Source organism: Pseudonocardia kujensis, from assembly GCF_021283305.1.
Lineage (GTDB): Bacteria > Actinomycetota > Actinomycetes > Mycobacteriales > Pseudonocardiaceae > Pseudonocardia > Pseudonocardia kujensis.
In genome coordinates this window covers 91,745-111,174 of record NZ_JAJSOK010000001.1, presented here as the reverse complement: position 1 = coordinate 111,174, position 19,430 = coordinate 91,745, and the positions used below count along the sequence as shown (strand labels likewise).

At 72.2% G+C, this 19,430-nt stretch carries 15 protein-coding genes; 4 read left to right on the top strand and 11 right to left on the bottom strand.

The window, feature by feature from the left end; genetic code table 11:
* Nucleotides 1-253 precede the first annotated feature (253 nt).
* Both LWC35_RS00505 and LWC35_RS00500 read left to right on the top strand, forming a co-directional pair.
* A complete protein-coding gene (locus LWC35_RS00505; RefSeq protein ID WP_232867837.1) occupies nucleotides 254-562 on the top strand; it encodes an antibiotic biosynthesis monooxygenase family protein in 309 nt (102 codons plus the stop codon).
* 100 nt (nucleotides 563-662) lie between these two features.
* Nucleotides 663-1,421 carry an SIR2 family NAD-dependent protein deacylase gene (locus LWC35_RS00500; protein ID WP_232868046.1) on the top strand — a complete coding sequence of 253 codons (759 nt, stop codon included), beginning with the start codon at nucleotides 663-665 and terminating at the stop codon, nucleotides 1,419-1,421.
* Between the two features lie 53 nt (nucleotides 1,422-1,474).
* On the opposite strand, the gene LWC35_RS00495 is transcribed toward LWC35_RS00500, so the two are convergent.
* Entirely contained in the window at nucleotides 1,475-1,897 is a 423-nt protein-coding gene (locus LWC35_RS00495) for a DUF779 domain-containing protein (protein WP_232867836.1), read from the bottom strand.
* Entirely contained in the window at nucleotides 1,897-3,420 is a 1,524-nt protein-coding gene (gene exaC, locus LWC35_RS00490) for an acetaldehyde dehydrogenase ExaC (protein WP_232867835.1), read from the bottom strand. The genes LWC35_RS00495 and exaC overlap by 1 nt, the downstream gene beginning before the upstream one ends.
* A 192-nt stretch (nucleotides 3,421-3,612) precedes the next feature.
* On the opposite strand from exaC, the gene LWC35_RS00485 reads away from it, so the two are divergent.
* Together LWC35_RS00485 and LWC35_RS00480 are read left to right on the top strand one after the other, a co-directional pair.
* Complete coding sequence (locus LWC35_RS00485) at nucleotides 3,613-5,019, top strand: GAF domain-containing protein (RefSeq protein WP_232867834.1); 1,407 nt, start codon at nucleotides 3,613-3,615, stop codon at nucleotides 5,017-5,019.
* A gap of 184 nt (nucleotides 5,020-5,203) precedes the next feature.
* Nucleotides 5,204-9,004 (top strand): glycosyltransferase, encoded by a 3,801-nt coding sequence (locus LWC35_RS00480; RefSeq protein WP_232867829.1) that lies wholly within the window; start codon nucleotides 5,204-5,206, stop codon nucleotides 9,002-9,004.
* 152 nt (nucleotides 9,005-9,156) lie between these two features.
* Here LWC35_RS00480 and LWC35_RS00475 read toward each other — a convergent pair whose 3' ends face one another.
* The 9 genes from LWC35_RS00475 to LWC35_RS00435 all read right to left on the bottom strand — a co-directional run bounded on the left by LWC35_RS00475 (nucleotide 9,157) and on the right by LWC35_RS00435 (nucleotide 19,378).
* A complete protein-coding gene (locus LWC35_RS00475) occupies nucleotides 9,157-10,155 on the bottom strand; it encodes a YihY/virulence factor BrkB family protein (RefSeq protein ID WP_232867819.1) in 999 nt (332 codons plus the stop codon).
* A gap of 240 nt (nucleotides 10,156-10,395) precedes the next feature.
* On the bottom strand, nucleotides 10,396-12,945 hold the full coding sequence (locus tag LWC35_RS00470; protein WP_232867817.1) for an ATP-dependent Clp protease ATP-binding subunit: 2,550 nt from the start codon (nucleotides 12,943-12,945) through the stop codon (nucleotides 10,396-10,398).
* Nucleotides 12,946-13,187: 242 nt separating this feature from the next.
* A complete protein-coding gene (locus LWC35_RS00465; RefSeq protein WP_232867815.1) occupies nucleotides 13,188-14,012 on the bottom strand; it encodes a siderophore-interacting protein in 825 nt (274 codons plus the stop codon).
* 141 nt (nucleotides 14,013-14,153) lie between these two features.
* A complete protein-coding gene (locus LWC35_RS00460; protein ID WP_232867813.1) occupies nucleotides 14,154-14,501 on the bottom strand; it encodes a histone-like nucleoid-structuring protein Lsr2 in 348 nt (115 codons plus the stop codon).
* A 122-nt stretch (nucleotides 14,502-14,623) separates the two neighbouring features.
* On the bottom strand, nucleotides 14,624-16,081 hold the full coding sequence (lysS, locus tag LWC35_RS00455; protein WP_232868045.1) for a lysine--tRNA ligase: 1,458 nt from the start codon (nucleotides 16,079-16,081) through the stop codon (nucleotides 14,624-14,626).
* 56 nt (nucleotides 16,082-16,137) lie between these two features.
* On the bottom strand, nucleotides 16,138-16,980 hold the full coding sequence (locus LWC35_RS00450) for a type III pantothenate kinase (protein ID WP_232867811.1): 843 nt from the start codon (nucleotides 16,978-16,980) through the stop codon (nucleotides 16,138-16,140).
* 2 nt (nucleotides 16,981-16,982) lie between these two features.
* Nucleotides 16,983-17,390, bottom strand: coding sequence for an aspartate 1-decarboxylase (gene panD, locus LWC35_RS00445; RefSeq protein ID WP_232867809.1), 408 nt, complete (start codon nucleotides 17,388-17,390; stop codon nucleotides 16,983-16,985).
* A 171-nt stretch (nucleotides 17,391-17,561) separates the two neighbouring features.
* The gene (panC, locus tag LWC35_RS00440) at nucleotides 17,562-18,446 is read right to left on the bottom strand and encodes a pantoate--beta-alanine ligase (protein ID WP_232867800.1); all 885 of its coding nucleotides are present in this window, start codon (nucleotides 18,444-18,446) and stop codon (nucleotides 17,562-17,564) included.
* Nucleotides 18,443-19,378 (bottom strand): Rossmann-like and DUF2520 domain-containing protein, encoded by a 936-nt coding sequence (locus tag LWC35_RS00435; protein ID WP_232867791.1) that lies wholly within the window; start codon nucleotides 19,376-19,378, stop codon nucleotides 18,443-18,445. The genes panC and LWC35_RS00435 overlap by 4 nt, the downstream gene beginning before the upstream one ends.
* Nucleotides 19,379-19,430: the final 52 nt, after the last annotated feature.

Here is a 19,430-nt window from a genome sequence, read left to right as displayed (position 1 = left end):
CTGCCCCGGCGGGCGACGGACTCTTCGGACTCCGGCCGGCAGCGCGGGACAGCGGACGGCGTCGAGGTCGGTCCACCGGGCCTCGCGCGTCCGGCCGGCGGGCACGGGCCACCAGGTCGTGGCCCGCCCCTCGGCCCGTGCAGCAGCAGGACGGGCGGACCCACACCCCCGAACTCGACGACCACGCGGAAGTCCCGTCGGACGTCCGCACCGGTCGCCGCCCCGGCATCGCCGGTGAGGCTAACGTGGGCGCATGGCCGTAGTGAAGATCAACGCAATCCACGTGCCCGAGAACGCGGGCCCCGAGCTCGAGAAGCGCTTCGCCAACCGCAAGCACGCGGTGGACAACCAGCCGGGTTTCCTCGGCTTCCAGCTGCTCCGCCCGGTGAAGGGGGACGACCGCTACTTCGTCGTCACCACCTGGGAGTCGGACGAGGCGTTCGAGGCGTGGCGCACCGGCCCGGCCGTCGAGGCGCACGCCGGGCAGCGTGCCCCCGATGCGGGTGGCAAGCCGGTCGCCAGCGGCGCGGACCTGCTCGAGTTCGAGGTCGTCGATCTCTGAGCGCAGCCCGCAGAGCGAACGCCCGGTGCTGAGCCCAGTGGAGGAGGCCGCGCAGCTGCTCCGCGGCGCCGGCGCCCGGCTCGTCTGCGCGGGCGCCGGTATGGGCGTCGACTCCGGGCTGCCGGACTTCCGCGGCACCGAGGGCTTCTGGCGGGCGTACCCGCCGTACGCGCGCCTGGGCCTGCGGTTCGAGGAGCTGGCCGACCCGGTCCACTTCGCCGACGACCCGGCGCTGGCCTGGGGCTTCTACGGCCACCGGCTCGCGCTGTACCGGCGGACGGTGCCGCACGCCGGGTTCGCCGTGCTGCGCCGGTGGGCGGACCGGATGCCGGTGCGGGTGTTCACCTCGAACGTGGACGGGCAGTTCCAGGTCGCCGGGTTCTCCGCGTCCCACGACGTCGCCGAGGTGCACGGCTCGATCCACCACCTGCAGTGCCTCGCCGGCTGCGGGCAGGAGATCTGGCCGGCCGGCCCCGTCCCCGAGATCGACGAGGAGACGATGCGGGCGCGGGAGCCGCTCCCGAGCTGCCCCGCGTGCGGGGCCCTGGCCAGGCCGAACATCCTCATGTTCGGCGACTGGGAGTGGGACCCGGCCCGCTCCGGGCCCGTCCTGCAGAACCTGCACGAGTGGATCAGGGCGCACCGGCGCGAGCTCGCGGTCGTCGAGATCGGGGCGGGCACGGCCGTGCCCACCGTGCGCCGCGAGGCCGAGCTGGCGAGCGCGGCGACGGGCGCACTGGTGAGGATCAACGTCCGCGAGCCGCAGGTCCGGCACGGCCGCGGGGTGGGCATCCCCGCCCCGGCGGCGGCGACCCTGCAGGCCCTGGACCGGGCCGTGGACGGCTTCAGGGAGCCGTGACGCCGGACCCGCCTGCGTCCGGGCGGGGCGTCACGGCTCCCTGATGCGGCCGGTCAGAGCTCGGACTCGAGCTTCTCGTACTCCTCGTCGGTGAACAGGCGGGAGCGGATCAGGAACCGGACACCCTCCGGCGCCTCGACCGAGAATCCGCTCCCACGCCCCTTCACCACGTCGACGGTGAGGTGCGTGTGCTTCCAGTACTCGTACTGCGAGGCCGACATGTAGAAGCCGACCGGCTTCTCCAGGCCCTCGACGCGCAGGTCGCCCAGGTGGACGTCCTGCCCGCCGATCTTGAAGTCCCCGTCCGGGTAGCACATCGGTGCACTGCCGTCGCAGCACCCGCCGGACTGGTGGAACATCAATGGACCGTGGACGTCGGTGAGCTTGACGAGGAGTTCCGCCGCCGCGGGCGTCAGTGCGACCCGTTCGGTGCCGGAACCCCCGACCTCGACCACGTCGGCGGCGGAATCACCCATCAGAAGAAGCCCTGGGCGTTCTCGGAGTAGCTGACCAGCATGTTCTTGGTCTGCTGGTAGTGGTCGAGCATCATCTTGTGGTTCTCGCGCCCGATGCCGGACTGCTTGTAGCCGCCGAAGGCCGCGTGCGCCGGGTACGCGTGGTAGTTGTTCACCCACACGCGACCCGCCTGGATGTCGCGACCCGCGCGGTACGCGGTGTTGCCGTTGCGGGACCAGACGCCCGCACCCAGGCCGTACAGGGTGTCGTTGGCGACCTTGATGGCCTCGTCGTAGTCGCTGAAGCGCGCGACGGACACCACCGGGCCGAAGATCTCCTCCTGGAAGATCCGCATGGTGTTGGTGCCCTCGAAGACCGTCGGCTGGATGTAGTAGCCGCCGGACAGCTCGCCACCGAGGTCGGCCTTCTCGCCACCGGTGAGGACCTTCGCGCCCTCCTGGCGGCCGATGTCGATGTAGCTCAGGATCTTCTCGAACTGGTCGTTCGACGCCTGGGCACCGATCATCGTGTCGGTGTCGAGCGGGTGCCCCTGCTTGATCTGCTCGGTCCGCTTGACGGCCTGCTGCAGGAACTCCTCGTAGATTCCGCCCTGGATCAGCGCGCGGGACGGGCAGGTGCACACCTCGCCCTGGTTGAGGGCGAACATCGCGAAGCCCTCGAGCGCCTTGTCGTAGAAGGCGTCGTTGGCCGAGGCGACGTCGTCGAAGAAGATGTTGGGGCTCTTGCCACCCAGCTCGAGGGTGACCGGGATCAGGTTCTCGGACGCGTACTGCATGATCAGCCGGCCGGTCGTGGTCTCACCGGTGAAGGCGATCTTGCGGATGCGGTTCGACGAGGCCAGCGGCTTGCCCGCCTCGACACCGAAGCCGTTGACGATGTTGACCACGCCCGGGGGCAGCAGGTCGGCGACCGTCTCGAGCAGCACGTGGATCGACGCCGGGGTCTGCTCGGCCGGCTTGAGGACGACCGCGTTGCCGGCCGCGAGGGCGGGCGCCAGCTTCCAGATCGCCATCAGGATCGGGAAGTTCCACGGGATGATCTGGCCGACGACACCGAGCGGCTCGTGGAAGTGGTAGGCGATCGTGTTGTCGTCGATCTCCGAGATGCCACCCTCCTGGCCGCGCACGGCGCCGGCGAAGTAGCGGAGGTGGTCGATCGCGAGCGGGATGTCGGCGGCCAGCGTCTCGCGGCAGGCCTTGCCGTTCTCCCACGACTCGGCGATGGCGATCTTCTCGAGGTTCGCCTCGATCCGGTCGGCCATCTTGTTGAGGATGTTCGCGCGCTCGGCCGCGGAGGTCTTCCCCCACGCCGGGGCGGCGGCGTGCGCCGCGTCCAGGGCCTTCTCGACGTCCTCAGCCGTGCCGCGGGCCACCTCGGTGAAGGTCTGCCCCGTGATCGGCGTCGGGTTCTCGAAATACTGACCCTTCGCAGGGGCCACGTACTCGCCGCCGATGAAATGGTCGTAGCGCGGCTTGAAGCTGACGACGCTGTCCGGCTGCCCGGGGTTGGCGTACTTGGCCATGTCCGTCCTTCCACAACATTGGGTCCAGCTCGTGAGGGCGGACACTAGGAAGGCAGGGGTTGCAGCCGCGTTGCACGCAGATGCGGACCCCTCCGATCGGACAGTCCGAACGGGCGGAGACGGCTTTGGGTTGCCTGTCCTCGTAGGTGGGAGGACGATCGAGCGGGACGACGACGTCGGCGGAGGGCTGACATGAGCGAGCAGATCCGTGATCTGGTGTCCGACTCGTGGCGCCGCTCGCAGGCGGCCAGGGTCGACCCCGACCACGGGTCGCCGCCGCACGTCTTCGAGCACCGCGAGGTCGCCGACGTGCGCGCCGGTCACCCGTTGGCCGAGGTGCTGCCGCTCCTGCGGGACACGTTGCTGCAGATCGCCGACGAGGCGATGCACATGATGATCGTCACGGACGCCCAGGGACACATCCTGTGGCGCGAGGGCCACCAGGACGTGCTGCGCCGCGCCGAGGGGGTCGGGCTCGTCGAGGGCACCCGCTGGAGCGAGGACGCCATCGGCACCAACGCCATGGGCACCGCCCTGGCCGAGGACCGGGCGTTGCGCATCCACTCGTCCGAGCACCACGTCCGCACCTACCACGCGTGGACCTGCGCGGCGGCCCCGATCCACGACCCCGACTCGGGCGAGATGGTCGGGGTCGTCGACATCACCGGGCCCGCCCGCACCTTCCACCCGACCACGCTCGCCCTGGTCGGCGCGGCCGCGAAACTGGCCGAGAAGCACCTGGAGACGCGGATCGCGGTGCGCGACGAGCGGCTGCTCGTCCGGAACCTGCCGCACCTGGTCGGTCTCCGGGACGAGCCCGGCGCGCTCCTGAGCCCGCGCGGGCGCGTCCTCGCCGCCCAGCCCGACGGCTGGCTCGCCGAGCGGGTCGACCTCGGCCTCGACCCCACCGACGGGATGAGGGTCACACTGGGCGCCCGCGGGGAGGGCGTCCTGGAGCAGCTGGCGGAGGGCTACCTGCTGCGCCTGCACCGCCCCGGTGCACGCCGCAGGCCCTCGCTGGCGCTGCGCTTCCTCGGGGCCGAACGCCCGGTCGCACGGCTCGACGGCCGGGCGGTCCGGCTCTCGTCGCGGCACGCCGAGCTGCTCACGCTGCTGGCGCTGCACCCGGAGGGCCTCACCGCGGACCGGCTCGCCACGGCCCTCTACGGCGACGCCGGCAAGTCCGTCACGGTGCGGGCGGAGATGCACCGGCTGCGGGTGCAGCTCGACGCCGGGATCATCCGCACGCAGCCCTACCGGCTCCAGGCCGCCGTCGACGCCGACTTCCTCACCCTCCGCGAGGCGCTGCGCCACGGCCGCGCCCGCGAGGCCGCCGACCTGCACCGGGGCGAGCTCCTGCCCGCCTCCGAGACCCCCGCCGTCCGCGAGGAGCGGGACGCCCTCGCCGTCGCGGTCCGGTCGCTCGTGCTGCGCAGCGGGGACGCCGAGGCGCTGTGGTCCTACGCGCGCACCGAGGACGGGCGGACGGACGAGGAGGTGCGGGAACGGCTCGCGATGCTGCTCCCCGCCGGGGACCCGCGCCGGACCCTGGCCGGCCTGGACCCGCACCGGTCGAGGGCGCGCCAGCGCGGCGACTGATTTGCCCTTTTCCTACCCTGCTCCGCCTCAGATCGGAGTAGCAGTACTCACCTGCTCGGCCCAGCCGGGACGGGATTCAGGTCACGGCCTGTAACAGAGCGCGCCGGGCGGTCGAGAGCCGAATGACAGGCCGCTGCCCGGACCCCGCCGGCGCGGCGCTCCCCCCTGTCGGGAAAGGTTCGCCGTGCCCCGCCCTCGTGCGACGGTCCGGCCCGCGCCGTCGTGGCTGCTGGTCGGTTCGCTCCTCGCCGCATTCCTCGTCGTGCTCGTCGTCTGCGGCCTGACCGCCGGCAAGATCGGCAACGATGCGGTCGGCGCCCACGAGGCGGTCTCCTCGGACCAGGTGCCCGAGGACATCCTCACGGGCGGCCCGATCATCGACGGCCAGCACGAGCCGGTGCGGTCGACGAGCATCCCGCGAGGCACGGTCGTCCTCACCTTCGACGACGGGCCCGACCCCACGTGGACACCGCAGGTCCTCTCGATCCTGCGCAAGCACAACGTGCCGGGCACCTTCTTCGTCGTCGGCTCGATGGCCAGCCGCTATCCCGAGCTGGTGAAGGAGATCCACGACTCGGGCGGCGAGCTGGGCGTCCACTCCTTCTCGCACCCCGACCTCGGCACGTCGCCCGCCTGGCGGGTGGAGCGCGAGATGGCCGAGGCCCAGCTCGTGATCCAGGGAGCCACCGGCACCTCGAGCTACCTCATGCGGCCGCCGTACTCCTCCAGCGCCGGGGCACTGGACAACGTCGACTACGAGACCGTCAAGCGGGTCGGGGCCATGGGCTACCTGACCGTGCTGACGGACGTCGACGGCGAGGACTGGAAGCGGCCCGGGGTCGACCAGATCGTCCGCAACGCCACGCCGAAGGACGGCGCCGGCGGCACCATCCTGCTGCACGACTCCGGCGGTGACCGGACCCAGACCATCGCGGCGCTCGACAAGCTGATCCCCCAGCTGCAGGCCTCCGGCTACACGTTCAAGACCGTCGAGGAGGCGATGAACCTGCCGCCTGCGCCGGCGGCGAGCAGCACGGACGTCCTGCTCGGCAAGCTGCTGCTCGGCGTCATCGGCGCGGCCTGGTGGGTCTCCGACGCCGCCCGCTGGCTGCTGGCGGGGGTCGCGGCCCTGGTCGTCCTGCGGCTGGTGCTGATGGTCGTCGCCGCGCGCAGGCACGACAAGCGCCGCCGCGACCCGAACTGGGCCTGGGGGCCGACGTACACCCAGCCCGTCTCGGTGATCGTCCCGGCGTACAACGAGTCGAAGAACATCGAGGCGACCGTGCGGTCGATCCTCGCGAACGACCATCCGCTCGAGGTGATCGTCGTCGACGACGGCTCGTCCGACGGCACCGCCGAGCTCGTCGAGTCGCTGAACCTGCCGAACGTCCGGGTGATCCGGCAGCTCAACGCCGGCAAGCCGGCCGCGCTCAACACGGGCACGGCGAACGCGCGGTACGAGGTCGTCGTGATGATGGACGGCGACACCGTCTTCGAGCCGGACACCGTGCGCCACCTCGCCCAGCCCTTCGCCGACCCGCGGGTGGGCGCGGTCGCGGGCAACGTCAAGGTCGCCAACACCGACACCCTGATCGGCCGGCTGCAGCACGTCGAGTACGTGGTGGGCTTCGGGATCGACCGCCGCGTGCAGGACACGACGTCGTCGATCACCACGATCCCCGGCGCCGCCGGCGCCTTCCGCAAGGAGGCGCTGCGCGAGGTCGGCGGGCTGTCCGAGGACACCCTCGCCGAGGACACCGACCTCACCATCGCCCTGGGCCGGGCCGGGTGGAAGGTCGTGTTCGAGGACCGCGCGCTGGCCTGGACCGAGGCGCCCGCCACCGCGGGCCAGCTCTGGCGGCAGCGGTACCGGTGGAGCTACGGGACCATGCAGGCCATCTGGAAGCACCGGCGGGCGGTGCGCGAGCCCGGCTCGTTCGGCTGGCTGGGCCTGGCCCACGTGATGCTGTTCCAGATCATGCTGCCGCTCTCGGCGCCGCTGGTCGACATCTTCCTGCTCTACGGGCTGCTGTTCGAGGACCCGGCGACCACGCTGCTGCTCTGGACGCTGATGATGGGGCTGCAGGTCGCGGGCGGCATCTACGCCTTCCACGTCGACGGCGAACCCAAGGGCGCGCTGTGGGTGCTGCCGGTGCAGCAGTTCGTCTACCGGCAGCTGATGTACGTGGTGCTCGTGCAGTCCGTCGTGAGCGCCATCAGCGGCGTCCGGGTGCGCTGGCAGAAGCTCAAGCGCACCGGCGCGGTCGACGCGCTCGTCTCGCCGCAGGCCTCCCCCGCACCGGTCCCGCCCGCGGGAACGGCCGGGCGCCACCCGTCGTTCCCCAGCATGCCGGCCGTGCCCGGCCCGGTCCCCACCGCCGTGGCCCCGGTGCCCGCGCCCCGGGCCGGCGCCGAACCCGGGTCACCGCTCCCCGCCCCCGTCGCGCGACCGCGGGGCCGGGAGCGGTGGCTCGACACGCTGCGCGGGCTCGCGCTGGTCCGCGTGGTCGTCTACCACGCGCTCGGGCTCGGCTGGCTGTCGATCGTCTTCCCGTCCATGGGTGTGATGTTCGCGCTGGGCGGGTCGCTGATGGTCCAGTCGATGCGGAAGACGCCGGCGATCGACGTCATCGGGCAGCGGATCCGCCGCCTCCTGCCGCCGCTGTGGCTGATGGCCGTGATCTTCGTGCCGCTCATGGTCTGGCAGGGCTGGGCGTCCGAGGGCGCCGAGGCCGACAGCCCCGGCAACGGCGTCCCGTGGAGCGACCTGATCTTCTGGGTGTTCCCGATCATGGACCCGCCGGGCAGCGAGTGGGGCTTCGACACCGTCGAGGTGCTCTGGTACCTGCGCGCCTACCTGTGGTTCGTGCTGCTCACGCCGCTGATGCTCAAGGCCTTCCGGAAGAGCCCGGTGATCAGCGTGCTGGTCCCGCTCGCCCTCGTCGTCGGCGACGGCCTGCTCGGGTCGCCCCTGTCCGACGCCAGCGGGCTGGGCGCCGGCCTGCTCGACTTCGTGACCTTCGGTGCCTGCTGGATGCTCGGCTTCGCGCATCGCGAGGGCATGATCCGCAAGCTCCCGCTGCCCGCCCTGTTCGGGCTGGCCGCGGCCGGCATCGCAGCGGGCATGTTCTGGGCCGTCGGGCACCCGTCGGCGGAGGCGGGACTCGACCTCAACGAGATCCCCATGGCACAGGCCCTGGTCTCGACCGGGTTCGTGCTGCTGGTGTTGCGGGTCAACCCGGCCATGGGCTGGGTCGACAAGGTGCCCGGGCTCGGCCGGCTGATCTCCGTGGTCAACGCGCGGGCGATCACCATCTACCTGCTCAACAACCCGGCCATCGACGTCGCGGCCTGGGCCAACGACCGGCTCGGCCTCCCGGACTCCAGCGGCTGGCTGGTCCTGACCTCCGTGGTGATCATCGTGATCGGGGTGGCGTGCTTCGGCTGGGTCGAGGACCTGGCCGCCCGGCGGCCGCTGCAGATCCTGCCGGGCGGGAAGCGCGCCGCGGCGGCCCGGCGGAAGAAGGCCGACGACGCCGTGCGCCAGGGTCCCGTCCTGCGGCCGCGGACGCTCGCCGAGGCCACCGCCCGGCGGATCGCCGAGCTGCCGGCGACCGAGGTGATGCCGGTGGTGCCGCGGCAGGGTGCGCCGGCCCCGGTGCCCGGCGGCGCGCGGCTCGGAGACCACGCCGCCTCGCGGACGAGCACCGTCCCCGGCCCCCGCCCCCGGCCGACCCAGGTCCGGGCCGCCGGTCCGCAGGAGTGGCACGCGGGCCCGCAGGAACGGCACGAAGGCCAGCGACACGAAGGCCCGCAGGGACCGCCGGGACGCCCGCCGGAGTGGCAGGGGAGCCCGCAGGACCGGCAAGGAGGAGCCCCGCAGGACCGGCAGGGAGCCTCGCAGGAGCAGGTCCAGCGCCGGCGGGGCAACCCCCAGCCCCGCACCCGGGCGCAGGAGTGGCCCCCGCCCCAACGTCGCGGCTGAGCCCCGAACCCCGTGAGTCGGGCCATGAGCTCCCGCGAGTCGCCAGTCCCGGTAGCGCGAGTCGGCAGTTCCGGTAGCGCGAGTCGCCAGTTCCGGGGCACTGAGTCGGCGAAGTCGCGCGAACGGGCGGCGCTCTGCTGCGCGACGCCCGCTCAGCGGGCCGGGGAGCCCGGGGCCTCGTCGACGTGGTCGGGGATGCCGTCGTCGTCGGTGTCGGGCAGGCGTGGGTCGCCCTGGCCCGCCCGAACGGCCTCGAGCTGCGCCGCGAGCGCGAAGCCGGCCAACAGCGCGATGCCGGTGACGTTCGCCCACAGCAGCAGCGCCATGATCGCCGTCAGCGGGCCGTACGTCTCGTCGAAGTTCTCCCCGAGCACCACGTACCCGGCGAGCAGCCCCGAGCCCGCGAGCCACACGACGACCGTGACCGTGCCGCCGACGACGAGCCAGCTGAGGCCCGGCTGCCGGCGCCGCGGGGCGAAGCGGAGCAACGCCGTCACCGCCACGACCAGGGCCACGAGGCCGGCGGGCCAGCGGACGACGTCCCAGACCTCCTCGGCGACGTCGCCCCAGCGGTAGACCTGCTCCATCGCCTCGCCGAAGGGCTCGCCCGCGACGATGAGCAGGAGGCCGACCGCCATCGCGACGCCTGCGGTCGCCGTGAGTACCGCGGCGCGACCGTACTTGCGCAACGCCGGTCTGTCCCGCTCGGTGCCGTAGATCCGGTTGGCCCCGCGCTCCAGCTGCGCGAATGCCGAGGTGGCCGCGAGGAAGGCGGTGAGCAGCGCGAGGCCGACGACGACCTCGCCGCGTTCCTCGCCCTCGACCTCGCCCTCGACGGCCTGCCCGACGAGCTGGTCGCTCGTGCCGGGCGAGATCGCGACGACGGTCCGGGCGACCACCTCGGAGAAGGACTCCGCGCCGAGTGCGGTGGCCAGTCCGGCTCCGGCGATGACGAGCGGCACCGCGGCCAGTGCGAGCTGCAACGCGAAGGCGCGGGCATGGGAGAAGCCGTCGCCGTACCGGAAGCGCACGAACCCCGTGACGAGGAGATGGCGCAGGCCGTAGCGGCGGACGGTGTGCCAGGCGTCGTCGGCGGAGAGCAGCTCCCCCGACATCAGCTCGGTCTCCGGGACGGCACGGACCGAGCTCATGCGCGCCACGGTAGCCGCGGTGGGACGGCCCCGCCGCTGACGGCGACCGCGCGCGATGTCCGGAACTCCCGACGCGCGGGAGCCCACAGCCCGACGCGCGGGAGCCCACAGCCCGACTCGCGGGAGCCCACAGCCCCCGAGACGCGCGGGGAGCCCACAGCCCGACGCCCGGGAAGGGGCCGAGCACGGCCGCGGCCCGCCTCCCCGAAGGAAGGCGGGCCGCTGCACTTCGTGCTGGTCCTACTCCTCGCCGCCACCGGCGGCCAGGTCGACCGGCGGGGCGTCCGGGACGCCCGCGGCCGGGCGGGGCTCACCGCGGAAGGTGAACGTCGCCTTGTCGTCGTGCGCCGGGTTGCCCTCGGGCACGGAGTCGTCGATGCCCTCGACGTCGACGATCACGATCTGGCCCGGCTCGACCTCGCCGAACAGGATCTTCTCGGACAGCTGGTCCTCGATCTCCCGCTGGATGGTCCGGCGCAGCGGCCGGGCGCCCAGCACCGGGTCGAACCCGCGGCGGGCCAGCAGGCCCTTGGCGGCGTCCGTGAGCTCGATGGCCATGTCCTTGTTGGCCAGGGCCTTCTCCACCCGCGTGATCATCAGGTCGACCATGGAGATGATCTGCGGCTGGGTGAGCTGGTGGAAGACGATGATGTCGTCGATACGGTTCAGGAACTCCGGGCGGAAGTGCTTCTTCAGCTCGTCGTTGACCTTGGTCTTCATGCGCTCGTAGTTCGACTGCTCGTCGTTGCTCTGCGCGAAGCCGAGCCCGACGGCCTTCGAGATGTCCTGGGTGCCCAGGTTCGAGGTGAAGATCAGCACCGTGTTCTTGAAGTCCACCGTGCGGCCCTGGCCGTCCGTCAGGCGGCCGTCCTCCAGGACCTGCAGGAGCGTGTTGTAGATCTCCTGGTGGGCCTTCTCGATCTCGTCGAACAGCACGACCGAGAACGGCTTGCGGCGCACCTTCTCGGTGAGCTGACCGCCCTCCTCGTAGCCGACGTACCCGGGAGGGGCACCGAAGAGCCGCGAGGCGGTGTAGCGGTCGTGGAACTCGCCCATGTCGATCTGGATGAGCGCGTCGTCCTCGCCGAACAGGAAGTTCGCCAGCGCCTTGGACAGCTCGGTCTTACCGACACCGGACGGGCCGGCGAAGATGAACGAGCCGGACGGGCGCTTCGGGTCCTTCAGGCCGGCACGCGTGCGGCGGATCGCCTGCGCGACCGACTTGACGGCCTCCTCCTGCCCGATGATCCGCTTGTGGAGCTCGTCCTCCATCTTGAGCAGCCGGGAGGTCTCCTCCTCGGTCAGCTTGAAGACGGGGATGCCGGTCCAGTTCGCGAGGACCTCGGCGATCTGCTCGTCGTCGACCTCGGCGACGACGTCCAGGTCACCGGACTTCCACTGCTTCTCGCGCTCCGACTTCTGGCCGAGCAGCTGCTTCTCGGAGTCCCGCAGGTGCGCGGCGCGCTCGAAGTCCTGCGCGTCGATCGCGGACTCCTTGTCCCGGCGGACGTTCGCGATCTTCTCGTCGAACTCCCGCAGGTCCGGCGGCGCGGTCATCCGGCGGATGCGCATCCGGGCGCCGGCCTCGTCGATCAGGTCGATCGCCTTGTCCGGCAGGTAGCGGTCGGAGATGTACCGGTCGGCCAGCGTGGCCGCGGCGACCAGGGCCGGGTCGGTGATGGTGACCCGGTGGTGCGCCTCGTAGCGGTCGCGGAGGCCCTTGAGGATCTCGATGGTGTGCGTGACGCTCGGCTCGCCCACCTGGATCGGCTGGAAGCGGCGCTCCAGGGCCGGGTCCTTCTCGACGTACTTGCGGTACTCGTCGAGCGTGGTGGCGCCGATGGTCTGCAGCTCGCCACGGGCCAGCATCGGCTTCAGGATCGAGGCGGCGTCGATCGCGCCCTCGGCGGCACCCGCACCCACCAGGGTGTGGATCTCGTCGATGAACAGGATGATGTCGCCGCGGGTGCGGATCTCCTTGAGCACCTTCTTGAGGCGCTCCTCGAAGTCACCGCGGTAGCGGGAGCCCGCGACCAGCGAGCCCAGGTCGAGTGTGTAGAGCTGCTTGTCCTTCAGCGTCTCCGGGACCTCGCCCTTGACGATGCCCTGGGCCAGTCCCTCGACGACGGCGGTCTTGCCGACGCCGGGCTCGCCGATGAGGACGGGGTTGTTCTTGGTCCTCCGGGAGAGGACCTGCATGACCCGCTCGATCTCCTTCTCCCGGCCGATGACCGGGTCCAGCTTGCCCTCGCGGGCCTGCTGGGTGAGGTTGCGACCGAACTGGTCGAGCACGAGGGAGGACGAGGGGGTGCCCTCGCCGCGGCCGGTGGAGGCCTCGGCGGGCTCCTTGCCCTGGTAGCCGGACAGCAGCTGGAGGACCTGCTGACGGACGCGGTTGAGGTCGGCTCCCAGCTTGACCAGGACCTGCGCCGCGACGCCCTCGCCCTCGCGGATCAGGCCGAGCAGGATGTGCTCGGTGCCGATGTAGTTGTGGCCGAGCTGCAGCGCCTCGCGCAGCGACAGCTCCAGCACCTTCTTCGCCCGAGGCGTGAACGGGATGTGTCCCGACGGCGCCTGCTGGCCCTGGCCGATGATCTCCTCGACCTGCTGCCGCACGCCCTCCAGGGCGATCCCGAGCGACTCGAGCGCCTTCGCGGCCACACCCTCGCCCTCGTGGATCAGGCCAAGGAGGATGTGCTCGGTGCCGATGTAGTTGTGGTTGAGCATCCTGGCCTCTTCCTGCGCCAGGACGACAACACGCCTTGCTCGGTCGGTGAACCTCTCGAACATTCGCACTCCTTGCCTGCTGCGCCCACACGTGCGACGCGTCCAGCATCCCTGTGACACTGCGCCGCGGACGCCCCATACCACTGTATCGGTCGCCGACCGGTCGGCGCCTCCGCCGCGGCCCCGCGTAACGCGCACGGTACGTACCTGTGCCGACACAACGGTGTGACCTCGGCGTCCATTCCCCGTCTGCGGGCGTTCAGCCCTGGGCGAACGGTCAGGCCGCCGCCGACCTGCGAAGATCGTCAGACCGAGGCGGGCGAGCCGGCCCGTTCGGCCTCCTCCAGCCGGGCCTGCTCCTGCTTGTAGACCCGGAAGCCCTCCTCGTCCCGGCCGCGCCGCCAGTAGCCGGACACGGACAGCGCCTCCCGGTCGACGCCGCGCTCGCGCAGCAGGTGCCGGCGGACCTCGCGGACCTCGGCCGCCTCCCCGTGGACGAACGCGTGCACCCGGCCGGCCGGGAACTCCAGCGCCCGGACCGCCTCGAGGAGCGCACCCGCGCCGCCGTCGGGCGCACCGGCCCGGTACAGCCACTGCAGCCGCAGGTCACCGGCGCACGGCAGGTCCTGGCGGTCGGCCTCGTCCTCCACCTGGACGATCACGTGCACCGGCCTGCCGGCGGGGATCCGCTCCAGCGCCGCGCCGATCGCCGGCAGCGCGGCCTCGTCGCCGACGAGCAGGTGCCAGTCGGCCTCCGCGTCGGGCGCGTACGCCCCGCCGGGGCCGAGCAGCCGCAGTGTGTCGCCGGGACGCGCGGCGGCCGCCCACGGGCCCGCCAGGCCGCTGTCGCCGTGGTGCACGAAGTCGATGGTCAGCTCGCCCGCCGCGGGGTCGAACGCGCGCACCGTGTACGTCCGCAGGCGCGGCCACTCCTCGCGCGGGTGGTCCCGCCGGACGGCCTCGATGTCGAGCGGCTCGCCGTACTCGACGCCCGGGACCGGAAACAGGATCTTCACGTAACGGTCCGTGAACGGGGTGTCGGGGAACGACGCGAGCTCGGGCCCGGCGGCCACGACGCGCACCATGTGCGGGCCGATCCGCTCGGTGCGCGCGACCTCGAGGGTGGTCATGCGGCGTGGCACGGGGCATACCTCCGGAAGCGTGGGTCTTTCGATCCACGCTACGCCGGGAGCGAGGTGAGGCAACCCTTGCTCCCGGACGGCAGAAGGCCGGCCGGGACGTGCCCGGCCGGCCCTCGTGCGGTGCCTCGCTCAGTTCTCCTGGTGGTAGGCCTCCAGGACCTCGGCCGGGATGCGGCCGCGGTCGGACACCTTCATCCCGCGCTTGCGGGCCCAGTCGCGGATGGCCGGGTTCTGCTCGCGGTCGATCGACGGCCGCCGGTTCGTGCCGCCGGGCGACGATCCGCCACCGCCGCGGCGCCGCCCGGAGGCCCGCCGGGCCGCACCCACGTAGGACGCCAGGGCGTCCCGCAACTTGCTCGCGTTCGCCGTCGACAGGTCGATCTCGTAGCTCTTACCGTCGATGCCGAACTCGACGGTCTCGTCGGCCTTGTCGCCGTCGAGGTCGTCGATCAGCTTGATCTCGCGGATCTGCGCCACCGCCGCAGCCTCCTGGTTCGAATAGTTCCTCTGAATGAACGGCCGCGCCGTCGAGGAAATATAACGTGATTACCGAAGGCCTGTCGAGCAGGGGCCGATACCGCGTCGGAATCTGGAACGGGTTATAGCTCCCGGCGGACGAGCGGGAAGAGGATCGTCTCGCGGATTCCGACGCCGGTCAGCGTCATGAGCAGGCGGTCGACGCCCATTCCCATGCCGCCGGTCGGCGGCATTCCGTACTCCATGGCCCTCAGGAAGTCCTCGTCGAGCTGCATGGCCTCGGGGTCGCCCTTGGCGGCCAGCAGCGACTGGGCGTGCAGCCGCGTGCGCTGTTCCACGGGGTCCACCAGCTCGGAGTAGGCCGTGGCCAGCTCGTGGCCGAAGACGATGAGGTCCCAGGACTCGGCGAGGCGCGGGTCGTCGCGGTGCTGGCGGGTCAGCGGGCGGACCTCGACCGGGTAGTCGCGGACGAACGTCGGTTCCTGCAGCGTGTGCTCGACGAGCTTCTCGAACAGCTCCAGCACGATTTCACCGGCACCCCACGAATCCTGCAGCGCCACGTCGTGGGTGGCGGCGATCTTGCGCAGTTCCTCGGCGGACGTGTCCGGCGTCACGGATTCGGACACCGCGGCCGAGACCGATTCGTGTAGCGTGATCGACCGCCACTCGCCACCGAGATCGTGTTCCGACCCGTCCGCGTGACGCACGACGGTGGAACCGAACACGGCCCGTACACATTGCTGGATCAGCTCGCGGGTCAGAACGGCCATGTCGTCGTAGGTGGCATAGGCCTGGTAGGCCTCGAGCATCGCGAACTCGGGTGAATGGGTCGAGTCGATGCCCTCGTTGCGGAAGACGCGGTTGAGCTCGAAAACGCGCTCGATGCCGCCGACGACCGCCCGCTTGAGGAACAGCTCGGGCGCGATCCGCAGATACAGGTCGGTGTCGATGGCGTTCGCGTGCGTGACGAACGGGCGCGCCGTCGCCCCGCCGTGCAGCAGCTGCAGCATCGGCGTCTCGACCTCGACGTAGTCGCGGGCCTCGAACTCCCGGCGCAGGGTGCGCAGCACGGTGGAGCGCGTGCGGACCATCTCGCGCGCCTGCGGGCGCATGATCAGGTCCACGTAGCGCTGCCGGACGCGGGTCTCCTCGGACAGGTCGCTGTGCGCGTTGGGCAGCGGGCGGATCGCCTTGGCCACCATCTCCCACGAGTCCGCCATCACGGACAGCTCACCGCGCCGCGAGGTGATGACCTCACCGGTGACGGCCACGTGGTCGCCCAGGTCGACCTGCGCCTTCCAACGGGTCAGCTCGTCCGCCCCCACCTTCGCGAGGCTCAGCATGGCCTGCAGCTCCGTACCGTCCCCCTCGGTGAGCTGGGCGAAGCAGAGCTTGCCGGTGTTGCGGAGGAACATGACCCGCCCGACGACGGTCACGATCTCGCCGGTCGCGGTGTCCGCCGGCAGGTCGGGGTGCGCCTCGCGCACGGCGCGGAGCGTGTGGGTGCGCGGCACGAGGACGGGATACGGGTCGACGCCCGCCTCCAGCATCTCCGTGCGCTTCTTCGCGCGCACCTGCATCTGCTCGGGCAGGTCGTCGGCGGGGGTGCGCGGCTCGTCGGTCACGCCCGGTAAGGCTAGACGGCGGTACCGCGGGCCGTCCGCGCGGTGTCCGCCCGCGGGCCCCCCGCACCGTCGGCGGACGCGGCCGGGCGGGCGTTGCGCTCGTAGGTGAGCCGCAGGCCCTCGAGGGTGAGGTCCGGCGCGTACTCGCTGATGGTGTCCGAGATGCCCTTCATCAGCGGCGCGAGGCCGCCGGTGCCCAGCACCGTGACCGGGCCCGCGCCGGGGCCGAGCTCGCCGATGATCCGGCGCACCAGGCCGTCGACCTGGCCGGCGAAGCCGTAGAGCACACCGGACTGCAGGCACTCCACCGTGTTCTTGCCGATGACCGAGCGGGGCGGCACGAGCTCCACGGTGCGCAGCGCGGCGGCACGCTGGGCGAGCGCGTCCATCGAGATCTCGATGCCGGGGGCCAGCGCACCGCCGAGGAACTCCCCCTTGGCCGAGACCACGTCGATGTTCGTCGAGGTCCCGAAGTCGACGACGATGCAGGCGGTGGCGTGCCGGTGATGCGCGGCGAGCGTGTTCACCACGCGGTCCGCGCCCACCTCGCGGGGGTTGTCGACCAGCAGCGGCACGCCCGTCCGCACCCCGGGCCCGACGACGACGGTCGGCATCCGCGCCGCGCGGCGCTCCAGCATCAGCCGCAGTTCCCGCAGCAGCGACGGCACCGTGGACAGTGCCGCCACGCCGTCGACCCGCGGGGCGTACTCGCCGAGCATCGCGCCGACCGCGACCTCCAGCTCGTCGGCGGTGATCCGCGGGTCGGTGCGCATCCGCCAGTCCCGGACGAGGAGCTCGCCCTCGTACACACCCAGCGCGATCTGGGTGTTGCCGATGTCGACGCAGAGCAGCATCGCTAGCGCGAGCCGGACAGCAGCCCGGACCCTTCGGGGGCGTGGGCCGGGTCCGACCCCTGCTCGACGATCCGGTTGTGCTCGTCGACGAACACCACGCGCGGCGAGTAGGTGAGCAGCTCGGCCTCGTCGAGCTGGCCGTAGGCGATCAGGATGACGAGGTCGCCGGGGTGCACCAGGTGCGCGGCCGCGCCGTTGATGCCGATGACGCCGCTGCCCCGCTCCCCGGGGATCACGTACGTCTCGAGCCGGGCCCCGTTCGTGATGTCGACGATCGCGACCTGCTCGCCCTCCAGCAGGTCCGCGGCCTCCATGAGGTCGCGGTCGACGGTCACCGAGCCGACGTAGTGCAGGTCGGCCTGGGTCACCGTGGCGCGGTGGATCTTCGAGGTCATCATGGTGCGCAGCACGGGGAGCTCCCTGGGGCTGTCCGATGGGTCAACGGTCGGTTCCGCGGCGTTCCAGGTGGATGCACCGCGAGGCGGAGGCGCGTCCTCATACCGGGCGTATTCGGACGTGTCGACGACGAGGGCCGCCGCCCGGGGCGGCGCGGGACGATCGGTGATCCATCGGACAGTCCCTCAGAGTTGGACGGCGACGTTGTCGATCAGGCGGGTGGTGCCGATCCGGGCGGCGACGAGCAGCCGGGCGCGCCCGCCGTCGACCGGTTCGCCGAGGGTGTCGGCGTCGCGCAGCTCCAGGTACTCGACCTGCAGCGCCGGTTCGGCGTCGAGGACCGCGCGGGCCCGTTCCAGGACGGCCGCGGGCCCGTAGGCCGACACGGCGGCGCCCTCGCGCAGCGCGCGGGAGAGCGTGACGGCGCGGGTGCGCTCGTCGGCGGAGAGGTAGACGTTGCGCGAGGACAGCGCCAGCCCGTCGGGCTCGCGGACGGTCGGCACGCCCACCACCGACAGCGGGAAGTCCAGGTCGCGCACCATCTTCTTGACCAGCGTGAGCTGCTGGTAGTCCTTCTCGCCGAACAGCGCGACGTCGGGCCCCACGATGTGGAAGAGCTTCGCGACGACGGTCAGCATCCCGTCGAAGTGCCCCGGCCGCGGCCCGCCCTCGAGGTCGGCGCCGAGCGCGCCGGCGCCGATCCGGGTGTCCGAGCCCGGCGGGTACATGTGGTCGACCGACGGCGTGAAGACCAGTTCGACGCCCTCCTCGCGGCACGCGTCGAGATCGCGCTCGAGCGGCCGGGGGTAGCGCTCCAGGTCCTCGTTCGGCCCGAACTGCAGCGGGTTCACGAAGATGCTGACGACCGGGACGACGTTGCCCGGTACCGACCGGGCGTGCCGGATGAGCTCGCGGTGACCCTCGTGCAGTGCGCCCATCGTCGGCACGAGCACGACCTTGCGCCCGGCCGCGCGCAGCGCGCGGGTGACCGGGGTCAGCCTGGCCGGGTCGTCGTGCACGGTCAGGCGGCCGCGGGCGTAGCCGTTGCGGGTGCGGGCGGGTGCGGTCACCGGTGCTCCTCCGAGTCGTCGAGGGCGGCGCGGACCTCGTCCGCCGCGTGGTCGGGCAGCAGCCCGCCCTGCGTCGCGCGGTGCGCGGTGCGGCGGGCGAGGCTGCGGTAGGTGTCGGCGAGCTCGGGATCGACGCGGTCGAGCTCGCGGAGGTGGGTGCGCACGGTGCCGACGTCGCCCCGGGCCACCGGCCCGGTCAGCGCCCGGTCGCCGTGGCGCAGCGCGTTGTCCAGCGCGGCGGAGAGCAGCGGGCCGATCAGCCGCTCCGCGGAGGGCGAGCCCGCGGAGCCGACCGCCGACCCGGCCCGCAGGACGGCCTTGTCGAGGAGCTCGGCACAGTCCCGCACGAGCGTGACCAGGTGGTTCGCGCCGTGGGCGAGGGCGGCGTGGTAGAGCGGGCGGAGCTCCTCGGGCACCCGGACCGGCTCGGCGCCCAGCTCCAGGACCAGGGCCTCGCCCACGTTCCAGGCGGCCTCGTCGTCCGCCCGGGCCGTCACCGCGATGCAGCACCCGGTGAGACGCTGGACGTCCTCGGGGCGGCCGGTGAACGTCATGACCGGGTGCAGGGCGAGCGGCAGGACCCCGTGCTCGGCCGCCGGCTCGAGCACGTCGGCGCCGTGCGCGCCGGCGGTGTGGACCACGATCTGGCCGGGGCGGAAGGCACCCGAGGCGGCGAGACCGCGGACGAGACCGGGCAGCACGTCGTCCGGGACGGCGAGGAGGGCGAGGTCCGCCGCGCGGATCACCTCGTCCGGGGCGAGCAGCGGGGCGTCGGGCAGGAGGGTCTCGGCGCGGTGCACGGACGCCCGGGACACCCCGGAGGTCGCCACGACCCGGTGCCCCACCGCGTCCCAGGCTGCACCCAGGACGGCTCCGACGCGGCCGGCGGAGACCACTCCGACGGCCAGCCGGGCAGGCCGGCCAGCACTCATCACGCGCTCCTGCTCCGTTCCAGTCCACCAGGGGTACCGGACGTTGTGGTCG

Excerpts from the sequence above, each read along its gene's own strand:
- LWC35_RS00465 (WP_232867815.1), bottom strand. The coding sequence starts at position 14,012 with ATGACCACCCTCGAGGTCGCGCGCACCGAGCGGATCGGCCCGCACATG.
- LWC35_RS00475 (WP_232867819.1), bottom strand. The coding sequence starts at position 10,155 with ATGAGCTCGGTCCGTGCCGTCCCGGAGACCGAGCTGATGTCGGGGGAG.
- LWC35_RS00495 (WP_232867836.1), bottom strand. The coding sequence starts at position 1,897 with ATGGGTGATTCCGCCGCCGACGTGGTCGAGGTCGGGGGTTCCGGCACC.
- LWC35_RS00435 (WP_232867791.1), bottom strand. The coding sequence starts at position 19,378 with ATGAGTGCTGGCCGGCCTGCCCGGCTGGCCGTCGGAGTGGTCTCCGCC.
- LWC35_RS00505 (WP_232867837.1), top strand. The coding sequence starts at position 254 with ATGGCCGTAGTGAAGATCAACGCAATCCACGTGCCCGAGAACGCGGGC.
- LWC35_RS00450 (WP_232867811.1), bottom strand. The coding sequence starts at position 16,980 with ATGCTGCTCTGCGTCGACATCGGCAACACCCAGATCGCGCTGGGTGTG.
- exaC (WP_232867835.1), bottom strand. The coding sequence starts at position 3,420 with ATGGCCAAGTACGCCAACCCCGGGCAGCCGGACAGCGTCGTCAGCTTC.
- LWC35_RS00500 (WP_232868046.1), top strand. The coding sequence starts at position 663 with ATGGGCGTCGACTCCGGGCTGCCGGACTTCCGCGGCACCGAGGGCTTC.
- lysS (WP_232868045.1), bottom strand. The coding sequence starts at position 16,081 with ATGCAGGTGCGCGCGAAGAAGCGCACGGAGATGCTGGAGGCGGGCGTC.
- LWC35_RS00470 (WP_232867817.1), bottom strand. The coding sequence starts at position 12,945 with ATGTTCGAGAGGTTCACCGACCGAGCAAGGCGTGTTGTCGTCCTGGCG.
- LWC35_RS00485 (WP_232867834.1), top strand. The coding sequence starts at position 3,613 with ATGAGCGAGCAGATCCGTGATCTGGTGTCCGACTCGTGGCGCCGCTCG.